Annotated in this window: 15 protein-coding genes and 1 other RNA gene; 4 read left to right on the forward strand and 12 right to left on the reverse strand. The window is 51.0% G+C overall.

Annotated elements, in window-relative coordinates:
• Window position 1 precedes the first annotated feature (1 nt).
• Genes HPY90_RS10885 through HPY90_RS10900 form a run of 4 tightly spaced genes read left to right on the forward strand, consistent with a single transcriptional unit; the run spans window position 2 to window position 3,830 of the window.
• Complete coding sequence (locus HPY90_RS10885; protein ID WP_273698954.1) at window positions 2-1,222, forward strand: GHMP family kinase ATP-binding protein; 1,221 nt, start codon at window positions 2-4, stop codon at window positions 1,220-1,222.
• Entirely contained in the window at window positions 1,200-1,931 is a 732-nt protein-coding gene (locus tag HPY90_RS10890; protein ID WP_287194430.1) for a phosphoribosylanthranilate isomerase, read from the forward strand. The genes HPY90_RS10885 and HPY90_RS10890 overlap by 23 nt, the downstream gene beginning before the upstream one ends.
• A gap of 18 nt (window positions 1,932-1,949) precedes the next feature.
• Window positions 1,950-2,981, forward strand: a complete 1,032-nt coding sequence (locus HPY90_RS10895) for a zinc-dependent dehydrogenase (RefSeq protein WP_287194432.1) — start codon at window positions 1,950-1,952, stop codon at window positions 2,979-2,981.
• A gap of 45 nt (window positions 2,982-3,026) precedes the next feature.
• A complete protein-coding gene (locus tag HPY90_RS10900; protein ID WP_287194434.1) occupies window positions 3,027-3,830 on the forward strand; it encodes a class I fructose-bisphosphate aldolase in 804 nt (267 codons plus the stop codon).
• Window positions 3,831-3,970: 140 nt separating this feature from the next.
• On the opposite strand, the gene HPY90_RS10905 is transcribed toward HPY90_RS10900, so the two are convergent.
• The 12 genes from HPY90_RS10905 to aroF all read right to left on the reverse strand — a co-directional run bounded on the left by HPY90_RS10905 (window position 3,971) and on the right by aroF (window position 15,066).
• Entirely contained in the window at window positions 3,971-5,053 is a 1,083-nt protein-coding gene (locus HPY90_RS10905; protein WP_287194436.1) for a CehA/McbA family metallohydrolase, read from the reverse strand.
• Window positions 5,054-5,358: 305 nt separating this feature from the next.
• The gene (locus tag HPY90_RS10910; protein WP_273698953.1) at window positions 5,359-5,814 is read right to left on the reverse strand and encodes a GyrI-like domain-containing protein; all 456 of its coding nucleotides are present in this window, start codon (window positions 5,812-5,814) and stop codon (window positions 5,359-5,361) included.
• Window positions 5,815-5,920: 106 nt separating this feature from the next.
• A complete protein-coding gene (locus tag HPY90_RS10915; RefSeq protein ID WP_013174961.1) occupies window positions 5,921-6,349 on the reverse strand; it encodes an ACT domain-containing protein in 429 nt (142 codons plus the stop codon).
• Window positions 6,350-6,364: 15 nt separating this feature from the next.
• A complete protein-coding gene (locus HPY90_RS10920) occupies window positions 6,365-7,663 on the reverse strand; it encodes a phenylacetate--CoA ligase family protein (RefSeq protein WP_013174960.1) in 1,299 nt (432 codons plus the stop codon).
• 59 nt (window positions 7,664-7,722) lie between these two features.
• The gene (locus HPY90_RS10925; RefSeq protein ID WP_148216509.1) at window positions 7,723-7,944 is read right to left on the reverse strand and encodes a MoaD/ThiS family protein; all 222 of its coding nucleotides are present in this window, start codon (window positions 7,942-7,944) and stop codon (window positions 7,723-7,725) included.
• Entirely contained in the window at window positions 7,934-8,653 is a 720-nt protein-coding gene (locus HPY90_RS10930; protein ID WP_273698952.1) for a tRNA threonylcarbamoyladenosine dehydratase, read from the reverse strand. Before HPY90_RS10930 ends, HPY90_RS10925 begins: the two co-directional genes overlap by 11 nt.
• Window positions 8,654-8,680: 27 nt before the next feature.
• Window positions 8,681-8,866: non-coding RNA, 6S RNA (gene ssrS, locus HPY90_RS10935), on the reverse strand.
• 87 nt (window positions 8,867-8,953) lie between these two features.
• Complete coding sequence (gene aspS / locus HPY90_RS10940; protein ID WP_273698951.1) at window positions 8,954-10,732, reverse strand: aspartate--tRNA ligase; 1,779 nt, start codon at window positions 10,730-10,732, stop codon at window positions 8,954-8,956.
• 16 nt (window positions 10,733-10,748) lie between these two features.
• Complete coding sequence (hisS, locus tag HPY90_RS10945) at window positions 10,749-12,014, reverse strand: histidine--tRNA ligase (protein WP_013174956.1); 1,266 nt, start codon at window positions 12,012-12,014, stop codon at window positions 10,749-10,751.
• 48 nt (window positions 12,015-12,062) lie between these two features.
• Window positions 12,063-13,553 (reverse strand): coproporphyrinogen dehydrogenase HemZ, encoded by a 1,491-nt coding sequence (hemZ, locus tag HPY90_RS10950; protein ID WP_013174955.1) that lies wholly within the window; start codon window positions 13,551-13,553, stop codon window positions 12,063-12,065.
• A gap of 111 nt (window positions 13,554-13,664) precedes the next feature.
• Window positions 13,665-14,222, reverse strand: a complete 558-nt coding sequence (locus HPY90_RS10955; RefSeq protein WP_013174954.1) for a prephenate dehydratase domain-containing protein — start codon at window positions 14,220-14,222, stop codon at window positions 13,665-13,667.
• A 1-nt stretch (window position 14,223) separates the two neighbouring features.
• Window positions 14,224-15,066: a 3-deoxy-7-phosphoheptulonate synthase gene (gene aroF / locus HPY90_RS10960; protein WP_013174953.1), complete on the reverse strand. Its 843-nt coding sequence runs from the start codon at window positions 15,064-15,066 to the stop codon at window positions 14,224-14,226.
• Window positions 15,067-15,300 lie beyond the last annotated feature (234 nt).

Here is a 15,300-nt window from a genome sequence, read left to right on the forward strand (position 1 = left end):
GATGCATGTACAGAATTTGGCTTTTCAGCCCCAAAAACAGAGAATCGAAATCAGCACCATCGGTGGCCCCTTCGATTGCCTGACCTCGGTTCTCGAAGAATTTGTACCAGGCGAAAGGAGTTTTATAAACTTTCCAGAAAGTTTCGGCGTGGCGCCGCGTGCAGTTTCAGAAGCAGTGGAAAGAGAAGTAGAAGTTAAGGTCCCGGCCCGCCTTCACATATCGGTCCTAGATATGAATCGGTTTAACCCTTACCGACCAGGAGGAGGCGGAATAGGCCTGGCTTTGGGTATATACTTTCAAGCCAGAGTACGAACAACTGTCGTTCCTGAAATCACAGTAAAAGGTGAACGCCCTCTCATCGTCAAGCACTTTGCTCATGTTTTCAAAGAAATCCTCAAGTACCCCGGGGGTTTCGATATCGAACTGTTTGATCACAAGCGACGTCACGTAGGGCTGGGGTCATCTTCCGGCACCATGTGTGCAGCCTGCATCGCTATCAACGAAGCCCTGGGGAGGCCTTTCAACAACCGGGAGTTGCGGCGAGTAATGGTATACAATGCTTGCGAAGAAAGCCCTACCGGCAATGATTACTTGATTCGCAACTTCGAGACCGGCATTGGAGCAATGGTGGGAGTCCACGGAGGCATGGCCATCGGTTCCGATGATGCTGAATTGATTTACCGTATTCCGCTACCTAATACGAAAGCTATCATCATCATACCCGATGTGCCTAGTTTGAAAGACGAATATACAGGTAAAGACACAGCTGCCGAAGCCGAAGTCGGTCTCTTGCTTAGGAGAGCCCGCTACCTCGATGCTCGCCAGTGCAACACGAAAGCGCACCTGATCCTGTTGGATCTCTTACCCGCCATGGTAAAAGGCGACCTCAAAGCTATTGGAGATGCTATACTTGACTTGACTTTCATCGGCTCAAAGCGGGCTGAGTGCGAGCAACACGGGCTGTATGGGGCACACATCTTTCATTATATCGGTCTTTTTCGCGAGATGGGGGCCGAAGTTGCCGGGATGAGTTCGGTCGGACCTACCACTTTTGCCCTGACTCAGCAACCGCTAGTATATAACAGAATTATGAAATACCTGCGCGATCACGGTTTTCCTAATACTCGAATTATAGAAACCGAAGTCGATAATTTAGGGGCTAGAATAATCGAGAATTCACAAGAGAGGAATTACCAAAATGAAGGGTGGCTGCAAGGTTAAAATATGTGGGATAACGTCAGTCGGTGATAGGAACACAGTAGCGGACCTCGGTGCGGATTTCTTCGGAGTTATTTTCGATGTTTCTTTTTCTCCGCGTTCTCAGACACTGGATTCGGCGATAAATCTCCTAACCGACCCTCCTATCCCGGGAATAGTTCTGGTCTATGATCCAGATTGGAAAGACCTTAACCGGTTGCTGCAGGCCTGCCGGCCCTACGGAATCCAATTCTTAAGTCCAGCACCCCAGGCCCGGCTAGCCTCACTGAAAAAAGACTTTCCCGAGCTAGCCTTATGGCAGTCCTTGCATTTGCCGGAAGCTCATGGGGCTCATCATGAGGTTCAAATATCTGCTCGATTCGACCTGGCTTCTCTGCTGGCAAAAATCAACGAATTACGGTCTCAAGGCATCGACCTCGTGGTGCTGGATACGGTCGCGGTCATTGCAGGCCGGACCAGGTATGGTGGAACTGGCCGGGTATCTGACTGGTCCTTAGTCCGGAATTTGGTGACTCAGGCCCCGCTTCCGATTTACCTGGCTGGCGGCATAAACCCCGGCAACGTCCGAGAAGCCCTTAGCACCGTTAATCCAGCCGGTATAGATCTATGCTCCGGAGTTGAGTCTTCCATCGGCTACAAGGATCCGTTGAAGGTACGCGATCTCTTGATTCAAGTTCGCCAGTGGGAAGAAGCCGAATTGCATAAAGCTTGAGAAAGGACGGGTTCTTGAATGAAAGCTTTCCTCGTTTATGGAATCAATGATTTTCGAGTAGAGGAAGTTCCCTCACCTGTGCCGGAACCTGGCGACATCGTAGTTAAAGTTCGGGCTTCCGGAATCTGTGCGACCGATGTTAAGACTTTGCTGGGCCAAGGCCTGCCCCAGAACTTGCCCACAATTCTGGGGCATGAGGTAGCTGGGGAAGTCATCGCCCTCGGAGAAGGAGTCTCAGGTATTGACCTGGGCGACAGGGTAACCATCTATCCCATCGCCGTTTGCGGCCAGTGTGATTTTTGCCGTCAAAACAGGCATAACCTTTGCCGCTACGAATTCGGTTTAGCCCACGGCATAGACGGGGGATTTGCCGAATTAGTACGAATTCCCCGCCAGATCGTACAGGCTGGGGGCGTAGTACAGATCCCCGCAAACCTAACCTTTGAGGCTGCCGCTATGGCCGAACCGCTATCCTGCGGGCTGGCTGCCCTGAAAACTAACCGGGTCAAGCCCGAAGATACAGTAGTCATCTGTGGAGCAGGTCCCATGGGTCTTATTCACCTCTTGCTGGCTAAATGGGTAGGAGCCAGGGTTATCATCATCGAGCCCTTAGCTCACCGAAGAAATCTGGCTTCGATGCTTGGTGCAGACTATGTGCTGGATCCGGGTGATCAGGACCCTGTTGAAGGAGTAAAAAGAATTACAGCTGGGGATGGTGCCAACGTGGTAATTACCTCGCTGGGCAACCCACAAGCTATTCAATCAGCTTTGCCCATGGTGAGCAAAGGCGGAATATTCAATATTTTTGGGGGACCTCCAGCAGGCTACGCTATACAGGTGGATCCGCGTTGGGTACACTACCAGGAGGTCACTATCACCGGTAGCTTCGCATCGACCCCTCAGGATTTTCGCCAAGCAGTTGATCTCATCGCCAGCGGAGCGATAGCTGCGGATTCCCTCATAACCCACAGGTTTACCTTGGATTCTATGACAGATGCCATAGAAAAAGCCAAGAGTCTCGAAATGATTAAAGGCATGCTTTTGCTGTAGAGCTTCATGTCGGACTCGTTGGTGAAAATTAAAGGAGGAACAATCATGAACGGATTAGACTATAGGATGAGGCGCATCCTCAACCCCGGTACTGGGCGCAGCCTGGTAATAGCCATTGATCACGGGTACGCCTTGGGACCGATTGCCGGGATTGTTGATATTGGGAAAACCATCAGAGAACTCGATGCTACCGGTAAGGTCGATGCCTGGTTGCTGACCGGAGGCGTTTTCCGTTACGCTTTCGATCCTACCGGTAACCCCGGCGTCATACTTCGCATCTCCGGCGGTGCAACCATCGCAGGTCCAGACATCACCCGTGAAGGAGTGGTTTCATCGGTAAACGAAGGTTTGGCGCTGGCCGCAGATGCCGTGGCGGTCTCTGCTTTCATCGGTTCTCAATACGAGCACGAAACCCTTTTAGGTTTAGCAAGAACAGCAGAGGAATGCCACCGCTGGAACATGCCGCTTTTGGGAGTTATCGGCCTAGGCAAAGAAGTGGGAGAAAAGAAACATGATGCTCAGTTTATAGCCCTGGGAGCCAGGGTTGCCGCTGAGCACGGAGCCGACATGGTTAAAACCTATTACACGGAAAAGGACTTTGAAAAGGTAGTCTCTGGCTGCCCGGTTCCGGTGTTGATCGCCGGTGGTCCGAAATGCGACACCGATATCGACACCTTGGAAATGATATACGGCGCCCTGCAAGGAGGAGCTCGCGGCATCGTAATGGGCCGAAACATATGGCAAAGCCCGCACCCTGCTCAGTTGCTCGATGCAGCCTGGCATTTGATTCACGCCGACTTCACGGTAAAAGAAGCGGCCCAGCTCTTGTCCGATTCCATCAACTCTTAAGAAAACCTTTCCCGAAGCATGCTCCATCCGCTTGGAGCACGCTTCGGGTCTAAACTAGTGCTGATACTGTTCCCGATCACCGATCGGGCCAAGGTCTCAAATTATAAAGCCGTGTCGCAGAAAAATCAGTCAGTTCTTCGCTAATCCTGAGGGACAACAAAAATAGGATTAGAGTATATCCAAGGGCGGAAACGTCCCCGCAGTTCATGCCAAACTTCCACACGGTAAACACCGGACATATCTACCTTAAAAGAGTGGTAGCGTCCGTAACTCCGCCAGCAAACAGCCCCATCCCTAATAACATCGACTCTAGCCGGGAAAGCCGTCCGGGCATAAAGACTTAATTCTGGTTTGAAAGCAATCGACTGTCCCATCAAAGCCGTCTGGTGCCGGTCTTGAGCCCAAAATAAAAAACCGCGCGATGGCAGAAAAAAATCGTAAGCTATAAAACAACTCCCTTTCACTAAGCAGTCGTAAACCACCATCGCATCCGTTTCCAATTTTCCCACCAATGGCCGGTGACTGAGAATATGGGTGTTGACGCTGCGAAAGGCCAAATAATAATCGTCAATACCCAGCTTGACCGGTCCCAACTTTAGGTTAATCCCGTGACAGTCGGACCCGCCGATAGCCACCACCATGCCTTGCCGTAACAGTTCGTCCCAGCGGGAGAGCACTTCCTGATAAGGACCAACCAAAGCTGCGTGGGGGTTCACCACTGTCAAATACGCGGCTTTCCCGACGCTTTGCAACCCATCCCGCCACTGACTCAAACGGTTCCATATCTCGATCCCCGTAAAGCCATTTGCGTCCCACTGAGTCCAGGGATAAGTAAGCCCTTTTTCGTAAAAAGGCGACCCCTTTTCTACAGGGTGAGCGATAAACCCGATTCCCCCTCTATTCCGTACCTCATCAATAATCGCTTGAGGATCCTTATCATTGGACGGCACGGGCTCAGAAACATTCAGAACTAAGTAATGGTTGCACCTGTAATTAAGCTCCATACCGACCAGTACCAAGACACCCTTATGATACCCTTCCTCTTCCTTGGCCCGAAGGGTGTTATGGTCGGTGATAACGATGAAATCGAGTCCCGCTCGCGCCGCAGCCTCAACCACCCTGTCAACGGAACCGGATCCGTCGGAATACTCAGTATGCAAGTGAATGTTTCCTACATACTCATACACGGTTATCTCTCCGTCACAATAAAACCGAACTGCCATGCAAACGGGCCACAGATGCACACAGACCCGGCACTCAGCTCAAGTCTTGATCAGCGACTAGCGTTTTCGGGACCAACTGTCATGTTGCAATGTCGTCCAGCTGAGTGCCGGGCTGATGACCACAGATGGCCTTAAGAGCGAAACTGCATTACTAATAGAAACAAACCTTCTCGTTCTTCGGTGGATGACACGCCAGTATGGTATGATAGGCATCTGTTGCCCCCACGAGCGTAATCCTGTCTCATCTCAGCAATGCCTCTGTTGGACCGCAGTTCTGGTTGGTCTGGAACTCAATAATGCAAGAGTCAGCCCAGTACGGGAAAATATATCTCTGTTTTCCAAGCGGAAGGCGTCTCTTGCGAGCCTGGGCCAACAATATAGACTTCCCGGGGAGGACCTATGATCCGGTAGCCCTCTTCCTGTGCATAGTGCAATAGCCTCTCGTATCCCGCCTTTATCGTATCGTAGGCACCTTCATGAGTTATAACCAGATATTTGCCTGCTGGCAAGATTCGGCAACGAATATCTCCTTCGTTGGGAAAAGGGTTGGTTACAGGAACACAGACTTCAATATCGGCTCTTTCAGGATTGAATTCTTTATCGTAATAGATAGCCATGGGTTTTCCGGCCCCTATGCCCTTTTCTTTCACAAAGCGAACCAACCGGTTAATGACCTCCGACAGTTCATGTATAGGCATATCCTGCCTTATGCTTGCCACTCTAAGCTCTTCCAACCGGCGTACTTCAACCGTTCCCGCCAAAACCGATTCCCCCTTTCTCACAACTGTGGACCCACACAAAGACACCTAGCGTACCCCCGCCAGAACGCGAGACTTCGACTGTTGCTTGATAAGTGTATCTCATCATCTATAAAGAATATATCTCGCTTGCCCCCAAGAACTTAATACCTTTGTCCTTAAAAAACGATGTGGTTTTTTCGACATCTTCAACTTTAAAGATAACCAGGGCATTGCGGGCAGTGGTACCGATAAACGCGTATAGGTACTCGATGTTGATGTCGGCCTCGGCCATGACCTCTAGTATCTCAGCCAATCCTCCAGGCCGATCCGGTACGCTTACGGCCACAACATCGGTTTGGCTCACGGTGAATCCCGCCTCTTTCAGTATACGATAAGCCTTATCCGGATCGTTGACTATGAGTCTCAATACCCCAAAATCCGAAGTGTCGGCTATCGACAAAGCCCGTATGTTGATACCCGCGTCACCCAGTACCCGGGTCACGCTGGCCAATCTCCCTGCTTTGTTCTCCAAGAAAACCGAAATCTGTTTGACCATAACCGATCCCCCCTCCTACAGGTTCCGCTTGTCAAGTACCCGCTTAGCCTTGCCTTCAAACCTCTCCAGAGACTTGGGCTCGACCAGACGCACCTTGACCAAAATACCAAGCGCGCTTTCTAATTCCTTTTGTATCGTTCGGCCTAATTCCTCCAGTTTTCTTACTTGGTCAGAGAAAAACCGCTCGGAAACTTCTACCCATACCTCTAACTCGTCTAAAGTTCCCACCCGATCCACTACCAGGAGGTAATGCGGCTCGACCCCTGCTATACTCAAAAGAACACTTTCGACCATGGATGGGAACACATTGACTCCCCTTACAATTATCATATCATCTGAGCGCCCCAAAACCTTCTTCATCCTCACATGAGTCCTGCCGCACGGACAGGGATCATAGGTCAGAGCTGTCAGGTCTCGCGTCCGGTACCTGATAATGGGAAAAGCTTCCTTGGTGATAGTGGTTAACACCAGTTCTCCTTCGTTCCCGGGTGAAAGAACCTCTCCAGTTCCAGGATCTATAATCTCCGGTATGAAGTGATCTTCAAAGATGTGCAGTCCATTTTTGCACGAGCATTCAATACCTACTCCGGGACCAATAACCTCACTCAAACCGTATATATCGTAGGCATCAATCTCCAGCTTATTTTCGATGTCCTTTCTCATGTTTTCGCTCCAAGGCTCGGCTCCGAAAATCCCGGCTTTCAACTTGAGATTCTTGGGCGACACGCCCATTTCGGTCATGACATCGTACATATATAAAGCGTAAGAAGGAGTACAAGTTAGAACAGTGGTCCCGAAATCTTGCATCAGCATTATCTGGCGCTTAGTGTTGCCGCCCGAACTGGGAATAACCGAAGCCCCGATCAATTCCGCCCCATAATGGATCCCCAATCCTCCAGTGAAAAGACCGTATCCGTAGGCATTTTGAATTATAGAATGACGGGTCGCTCCGGCACATGTCAAAGCCCGGGCCATAAGCTCCGACCAAGTATAAAGGTCTTTACGGGTGTACCCCACTACCGTAGGTTTTCCAGTTGTACCCGACGACGAGTGAATACGAACCACTTCCGACATCGGCACCGCAAACAACCCAAATGGATAATTGTCCCGCAAGTCTTGCTTAGTAGTAAAAGGGAGGTATTTCAAGTCATCTAGTTTCTGGATGTCGTACGGCTTAATACCTGCTGCATCCATCTTTTCTCGATAGCTAGGTACGAAGGCATAGACTCTGAAGACAGTCTCCTTGAGACGCCTCAGCTTCAATTCCTCAAGTTGGTTTCGAGGCATGCATTCCATTTCTTGATTCCAGTACATTAAACAACCCTCCTCGCAATAACCTGTTTTACCAAAGGATTTTCCATCTAGTTTTCTTCTTACCCGCCCACTGAAGGGAGCACCAGTACAACCTCTTGTCCATCCTGCAAAACATCAGACTGTTTATACCTGCGGCCGTCTACCACTGCTACCAAGTGCAAGTCATCCGGCAATCCCAGGCCGGCAACCAGCTGACCGACCGTTGCCCCCGCCGGCAGGTTTATATCCCCGCTATCTGGCACCACCTTTTTCTTCAACTCGCCTATCACCTTATATGTCACCTGCACAGATACCACCTTCGGTCTGCAAAATATCCTTAACGACCTCGGCCGCCATCATTAACCCGGCAACCGACGGAACCAGTACCATACTGCCCACTTCTCTTGTAACTACCTGGTCTAAACAAGGCTTCTCTAGCGAATACACCACTTTGATGCCAGATTCTATTCCTACCGCCCGGAGCCCGCGACGGACTCTCCTCGCCAACGGGCATAAGCTGGTTTCTTTGATATCCGCTACCCTTAGCAAAGTCGGGTCAAGCCTCCAACCGGTCCCCATGCAGGATATCACCTTCACCCGCCTATGATAACAGCTCTCCAACAGCAGTATTTTGTCCCTAACCGTATCGATTGCATCTACCACATAATCATACTCTTCCAAGTGTATGATATCGCAAGTCTCTTTTCCGTATCGTATAGGGAAAATCCTAACCTGGATGTTCGGATTCAAGTCGCGGATACGCTCTTTCATAACCTCAACTTTGAGACGCCCCATAGTTGAACGTAAAGCGACCAGCTGCCGGTTAAGGTTTGAAGCCTCGACCACATCTTTATCGACCAAGGTAAGATTCCCGATCCCGCAACGGGCTAAAGCTTCAGCGGCAAAGGAACCGACTCCCCCGAGTCCAATTACGGCCACACTTGCCCCTGCAAGTGTTCTTATCCCATCCTCTCCTATCAGCATCCTGGTTCGCGCCAGACTGTCTTCCATACTCTTTTTTCTACCTCCAGCAAAACAAAAAGCCCCACCGAGTCGTGTGTAACCGGTTATTTTGAACCTGCGTCCCACGCAGGTGGGTGCCCTCCTGGATGCTTTATGCTTCCCTCCCATCGAGGGCCTGCAAGCCACACCCAGAGTCCAGGCTCCCTATATTTTGGTGTTGGGCCAAAATTAACCGGTTTATCACGAACACAGCAGGGTCTAAAAGTTTTTCAACGTTACTGTTCTGTTTTCATGTACATCATATCACAGCCAGCGGTGCTTTTCAAGAAATCTACTGTCGCTAAGCTTTTACTCTGCTGTCTTTTGTTTGCTCCTCACCCTGATCCCCAGCTCTTTCAACTGCCGCTCCGAAACCTCGGAAGGTGCCCCGGTCATGGGACAAACCGCGCTCTGAGTTTTGGGGAACGCTATCACGTCTCGGATGCTTTCTCGGCCTGACAGCAACATAAGCAGGCGGTCTACACCGAAAGCGATTCCTCCGTGAGGAGGAGTGCCGTATTCAAAGGCTTCTAGCAGAAAGCCGAACTTCTGTTTTGCTTCATCCTGGCTCATTCCCAGCAGGGAAAACATTCTCTCCTGTAACTCCCTTTGGTGAATACGGATACTGCCGCCGCCCACCTCGGTCCCGTTCAAGACCAGGTCATAGGCACGTGATCTAACCCCCAAGGGCTCCTGTTCCAACCGGGGAATATCCTCAATCCGAGGAGCAGTAAAAGGATGGTGGACGGCCACATACCTCTTTTCTTCATCGTCGTACTCAAGCAGCGGAAAGTCGGTAATCCAGACAAAACTGAGATCTTCTTCTCGAGCAAGCTTGAGTTTTTTGCCCAGTTCTAGACGTAAATTGCCCAGCACCCGGCAAACGACCTCTTCCTGGTCAGCCCCGAACAGAATCAGGTCCCCAGGTTCTGCCTTTAAAGCCGCCAACATCTTTTCCATGATTTCTTCGCTTATAAATTTGGTTATCGGGGATTTGAGTCCATCCGTGGTGACGTTTATCCAGGCCAGCCCTTTAGCACCCAGCTTAAGAGCAAGCGCAGTGAGGTCATCTATTTCCTTACGAGAAAAGGAACCGCAAGTCTTGGCGTTCAAAGCCCTGACTACCCCACCTGAGGCAATGGCAGTACTAAAGACCTTGAAATCTACTCCCCGAACAATCTCAGTTACGTCAGTTATTTCCAGGCCGAAACGCAAATCCGGTTTGTCGGTACCGTACCTGGTCATAGCTTCCTGGTAAGTCAAGCGTAGAAAAGGAGTATCGACGCGCCTGCCCATGACCTCCTCGATTACTTCTGAGAGCATCGATTCTACCAGTTCAAAAATGTCCTCTTCTTCCACGAAGGATGTTTCGATGTCCAGCTGGGTAAATTCAGGCTGGCGGTCAGCCCGCAAGTCCTCGTCTCGAAAACACCTGGCTACCTGAAAGTATTTTTCCATACCTGCTACCATCAATATCTGCTTGAACAACTGCGGAGATTGCGGCAAAGCAAAGAATTCCCCAGGATGTACCCGGCTCGGCACCAAATAATCTCTAGCCCCCTCGGGCGTGCTTTTAGTAAGAATCGGAGTCTCAATTTCTAGGAAGCCTCTCTTGTCGAGGAAATCCCGCATGGCCTTTATAACCCGGTGCCGAAACACCAAGTTGTTTTTCATTTCAGGCCGGCGCAGGTCTAAATACCGGTATCGCAGCCGCAGGTGTTCATCCACTTCGATGCCGTCTTCGATGTAAAACGGCGGTGTCTTAGCCCGGCTAAATATCTCGGCCTTATCGACATAGACCTCGACCGTCCCCGTTTCGAGATTAAGGTTCTCCGTGCCTTCGGGCCTCATCCTCACAACACCCTCGGCGCCAATCACGTGTTCGGAACGCATCTCTTCTGCCAAGCGAAACGCTTTCTCGTCCACGTCGGGGCTAAAAACCAACTGTACTACCCCGGAACGGTCTCGCAAATCAACGAAAATCAAGCCCCCGTGATCCCGACGCGTGTCGATCCATCCGTTCAGAACCACCCTTTGCCCCACCAGAAGCGGCGCGATTTCCCTGGCACTGTGGGTTCTTTTCAACACCTTTGTTTCCTCCCTGCTATTTAACGAGTATTTTCCTGACTTCGTCGATCAAGTCTGCTTGCCCTATTTCATACTGCTCTTTTGTTTGCATGCGGCGTATGGTATACGTCCCTCTGGTGGCTTCGTCCTCTCCGATAAGCACCACGACCGGGACCTGCAGACGGTCAGCTTGCCTCATCTGGGCCTTTAAACTCCGCCCCATATAGTCCCGATCAGCCTTAAGCCCGGCTCTTCGCAGTTCTCTCAAAGCTTGGTCAGCTGAAGCTTCGTACTCACGCCCGGTCACGGCTATATAAACCTCTATGTCCGGTGAAAACACAGGTAATGCGCCGGCTTCCTCTACGCCCGATAACAACCGTTCCAGACCAATGGCAAAACCTATACCGGGAACGTCCGGCCCTCCAACCTCCCTCACCAGGTGGTTATACCTGCCTCCTCCGCCAATCGCGTTCTGAGCACCTATTCCCGGCACCAGCAGCTCGAAAGCGGTGTTGGTGTAATAATCCAATCCCCTCACCAACCGGTCGTCAACAGTGTACGATACCTCGTATCGGTCTAAACTCTGAGTTACGGCTGTAAAGTGCTGGCGACAATCATTACACCAGTAGTCAGCAACCCTGGGAAGACCGGTAACTGCCTCGCGGCAACCCTGGTTCTTGCAGTCTAACACCCGCAGAGGGTTAAGCTCAATCCGCTTGCGGCAATCTTGACACAACTCTTTTTTAATAGGTTGCAAAAAACTGACCAAAGCCTGACGATATGAAGGACGACAGGTTTCACACCCAACCGAATTGAGACGCAGATCGTATTGCGGCAGGCCAGCCTTAAAAACCATATCCACCATCATGACTATAAGCTCGGCATCTACAAACGGATTGTTGCTACCAAAAACCTCAGCCCCGAATTGGTGAAACTGTCTGTAGCGCCCAGCTTGCGGCCGGTCATAACGGAACATTGGCCCTAGGTAATACCACTTGACAGGTTGGGGCTGGTTATATATCTGATGCTGAATAAATGCCCGAGCACAAGAAGCCGTGCCCTCCGGCCGGAGAGTCAAGCTCCTGCGCGCTTTATCGGCAAAAGTGTACATCTCTTTTTGCACTATGTCTGTGGTTTCGCCAACTCCCCGCTGGAAGAGCTCCGTATGCTCAAAAACCGGAGTCCTGATCTCCCGAAACCCGTATAACTCAGCGGTTTCGCGCAAAAGCCCCTCCAACCACTGCCATTTCCTGGACTCATCAGGTAAAATGTCGTAGGTGCCTCGCGGCCCGGTAATGCTCATCTTTGCCACCACCGAAGGGAAAAATCCCCTAAAAATCTAAAACCTATTCTAGGTCAAGGCCCCTAGCTTGTCAACTTTGTTGCGGATCAAGCGTGACAAAGACTCTACGTAACTTAACGGGTTCTTGGGGCTATATAAGGAGGTCAAGGTCCAACTGCCGGGATTCACGAATTTACTAGCAGTACCGGCGCCTAATCCCAGAATAGTCTGCCTCTCCTCAATCATCAGGATGTTGTACAGGCAATAGCAGCCCGGTAAAGAATAGCCCAGGTTCTCCATGTTGGCAGCCATATAACGCTGGCGGTAAAGGTAGTAGGGTTCGTAGCCGGTGCCGGTAAGACGGTTCCGAAACATTTCGATCCCTCTCTCGACTTGCTCGATTTGCTCCCTGGCACCTACCCCGCGCTCGGTTTCAGCCAAGACTGAGCCTCGTTTCACCGCCAGAACATGAACAGTCACGTTTTCCGGCTTTAGTTGCAGAATCCGATCTGCTGTGTTCGTGTACTCTTTCATCCCTTCACCCGGAAGCCCAACTATTAGATCCATATTTATTTGTCTAAGACCCTCGTGCCGTGCTAGTTCGAAAGCACGTACCACCTCTTCTACCGAATGGCTTCTCCCAATGGCCCTCAGTGTCGCGTCGTTCATAGTTTGCGGATTAATAGAGATTCGAGTCACTCCAGCTTCTCGTAACAGTCTCAACTTTTCTGCAGTCAAGGTGTCGGGACGGCCGGCCTCTACTGTGATCTCCCTGGTGGCGGCCGAAACAAAATAACGGTTAAGCCATTCCAGCAACACTTCAAGGTCGTTACAGGCCAGTACTGTAGGAGTTCCCCCACCCACATAGATGGACTGGACCTTAAATCCCAAATCCTTGGTTACCTGACCAAACACCTCCACCTCCCGGCCTAATGCCTCCATAAACGGTGTTACCTGGCGAGAATAGTCGGTCACCGTTGCACCTAGAAACGAACAGTAATGACAGCGGCTCGGGCAGAACGGGATCCCAACGTAGACGCTGAGATAGCGGGAAGCAGCATCGTTATCCATGAGGTAGGGCCTTTCTCGCAACGCAATCTCAGTCAACAACTTCGCTTTGTCCCGTCTGATGGCATATTGATTTTCTAGCCTAGTTTCTACCTGTTCTGTCGGGAGGTCTTCATCCAGCCAGCGCTGAACAAGCTTGGTCGGGCGCACTCCGGTGAGGATACCATAGGGATTGCCTTCCTTTCCCGTATGCCGGGCCAGAAGCCGGTACGTTATGAGCCGTATTTGACGCCGGACTTCCTTCTCTACGTCTTCACTGTTTTTCTCGTCGCCGGCCTCAAGCATTATTCTCTCCCGGATGGTGCCATTCCTGTCCTCTACTGTAAGGGCGACTTCCACCTTTCCCTTTGACTGGCTGCGAACGATTCTCATCCGCCCTTCAGCCTGTCCCGAGTCCTCAACTTCAATTTTCCACCCAGGGTAGTACAATCTCACCACATCGTGGAGCCAGGCTGTCATGGTTGGAGGATCAGTTTGTAGCAACAGTTTCATCTAGTGTTTCCCCCATTGCCAGAATGTGTTCTGATTGTACCTGATTCACACTAAAACATTAAGATATTTACCCCTACCTCGTACTTTCCTGAGTGGCCTAACTCTTCTCCCCTATTGCGGCTCTCGTGGCTTGATATGAACAAAGCGGGTAACATTGGAATCACTGTCCTGAATCCCCTTGGCTATGACGTGCATACCGTAGATATCAGCTGCTAGTGCCGACCCTACGGCCGCAGAGTTTTCACCTGCGTGCCGGGCCATCTGGATTGCCAATTCGGTGTTGGCAACCGCTACCAGCGTTACCCATGGCAGGTGTTCGCGTAAAAACCGCCGGCACTGGGCAAAAACCTGGGCCTGGCTGAAGACCAGATTAACCCGGTCAATGGCTAAGGGTTTGGTCGAAAGCAAACAGTGTTGTATTGTGAGGCAAATCTCACCAGCCACGACTACTGGAAACTCTCTGAGCCCAGCTTCGGTTTCGGGGATTCGCCCGGCGATCGAGTTTTCAACCGGGACCATGCCCCCACTAACACCGCTTTGCACGACAGACTCGAAGACTTCTGGGATAGACTTTAAGCCTAGCAGATCTACACCATCTCCCCAGTAACAGCGGGCCGCTTCCACGGTAAATGTACAGCGGGAACCCAGTACGGCATAAACAGGTTTCATTTCACGACACCCGCCTTTGCCGAATGGAGGTTAACGCTCTTATGTCTTGCATCAACTGCGCGAACTGGCCTGGGGTTAAAGACTGCTCTCCGTCAGATAAGGCCTTGGACGGATCAATATGGACCTCGATCATCAAACCGTCAGCACCGGCAGCAACCGCAGCTCTCGCCATGGGACCGACAAGATCGGCTTTACCAGTAGCGTGGCTTGGATCAACGATTACAGGAAGATGGGTAAGAGTCTTAACCAAGGCCACAGCGGAGAGGTCCAGCGTGTTCCGCGTCCAGGGTTCATAAGTCCTTATTCCCCTTTCACACAGTATGACCTGGTCATTGCCCCCGGATACCACGTACTCGGCTGCCATCAGCCACTCTTCAATGGTCGCAGACAGACCCCTCTTCAGTATAACCGGTTTTTCAACCTTTCCCAGTCTTTTCAGTAACCCGTAGTTATGCATGTTACGGGCTCCGATTTGCAATACATCGGCATAAGCGGCAACCTCTTCTATGTCAGCTGTATCCATTACCTCGGTTACGACCGGCATTCCCAAAGCCTGACCCACTGAAGCCAAGATTCTCAGTCCCGTTTTACCTAAGCCCTGGAAACTGTAAGGCGAGGTTCTGGGCTTGTAAGCCCCGCCCCGCAGAATATGGGCCCCCGCTTTCTTGACCTGTACTGCAGTCGCCCATAAGGTTTCTTCGTCCTCCACCGCGCAGGGGCCGGCGATAACTGTCACATCATGGCCTCCTACAACGCAGTCTTTAACGCGGACTAGGGGATGACGCGTTTCAGAATTTTTCATGACTTTGAGTTCACCGCATGTGCGTTGACTCTTGCTCTCCATAATAATCCTCCTTCACAAGTAAGTGGTAAACCATTCGGTTTCAAAACTCCAAAAATCAAAGTCAACCTCCATCTTTCATCACCTCCTTCGAACCTTTCGTAAGAAATATCGAGTAGGAGGGGGCGGCTAACCCCCGTCCTCTCACACCACCGTACGTACCGTTCGGTATACGGCGGTTCATGAAACACTACAGAGTTTCCGATATGTCTCATACAAGCTGATTAGTCCTTGGTT

It is taken from the genome of Syntrophothermus sp. (assembly GCF_013314835.1).
In the GTDB taxonomy this organism is placed as follows: domain Bacteria; phylum Bacillota; class Syntrophomonadia; order Syntrophomonadales; family Syntrophothermaceae; genus Syntrophothermus; species Syntrophothermus lipocalidus.

What these genes read in the sequence shown, in the direction of transcription:
- HPY90_RS10885 (WP_273698954.1), top strand. Translation starts at nt 2, where the DNA reads ATGCATGTACAGAATTTGGCTTTTCAGCCCCAAAAACAGAGAATCGAA.
- HPY90_RS10890 (WP_287194430.1), top strand. Translation starts at nt 1,200, where the DNA reads ATGAAGGGTGGCTGCAAGGTTAAAATATGTGGGATAACGTCAGTCGGT.
- HPY90_RS10895 (WP_287194432.1), top strand. Translation starts at nt 1,950, where the DNA reads ATGAAAGCTTTCCTCGTTTATGGAATCAATGATTTTCGAGTAGAGGAA.
- HPY90_RS10900 (WP_287194434.1), top strand. Translation starts at nt 3,027, where the DNA reads ATGAACGGATTAGACTATAGGATGAGGCGCATCCTCAACCCCGGTACT.
- HPY90_RS10905 (WP_287194436.1), bottom strand. Translation starts at nt 5,053, where the DNA reads ATGGCAGTTCGGTTTTATTGTGACGGAGAGATAACCGTGTATGAGTAT.
- HPY90_RS10915 (WP_013174961.1), bottom strand. Translation starts at nt 6,349, where the DNA reads ATGGTCAAACAGATTTCGGTTTTCTTGGAGAACAAAGCAGGGAGATTG.
- HPY90_RS10920 (WP_013174960.1), bottom strand. Translation starts at nt 7,663, where the DNA reads ATGTACTGGAATCAAGAAATGGAATGCATGCCTCGAAACCAACTTGAG.
- HPY90_RS10930 (WP_273698952.1), bottom strand. Translation starts at nt 8,653, where the DNA reads ATGGAAGACAGTCTGGCGCGAACCAGGATGCTGATAGGAGAGGATGGG.
- hisS (WP_013174956.1), bottom strand. Translation starts at nt 12,014, where the DNA reads ATGAGCATTACCGGGCCGCGAGGCACCTACGACATTTTACCTGATGAG.
- hemZ (WP_013174955.1), bottom strand. Translation starts at nt 13,553, where the DNA reads ATGAAACTGTTGCTACAAACTGATCCTCCAACCATGACAGCCTGGCTC.
- HPY90_RS10955 (WP_013174954.1), bottom strand. Translation starts at nt 14,222, where the DNA reads ATGAAACCTGTTTATGCCGTACTGGGTTCCCGCTGTACATTTACCGTG.
- aroF (WP_013174953.1), bottom strand. Translation starts at nt 15,066, where the DNA reads ATGGAGAGCAAGAGTCAACGCACATGCGGTGAACTCAAAGTCATGAAA.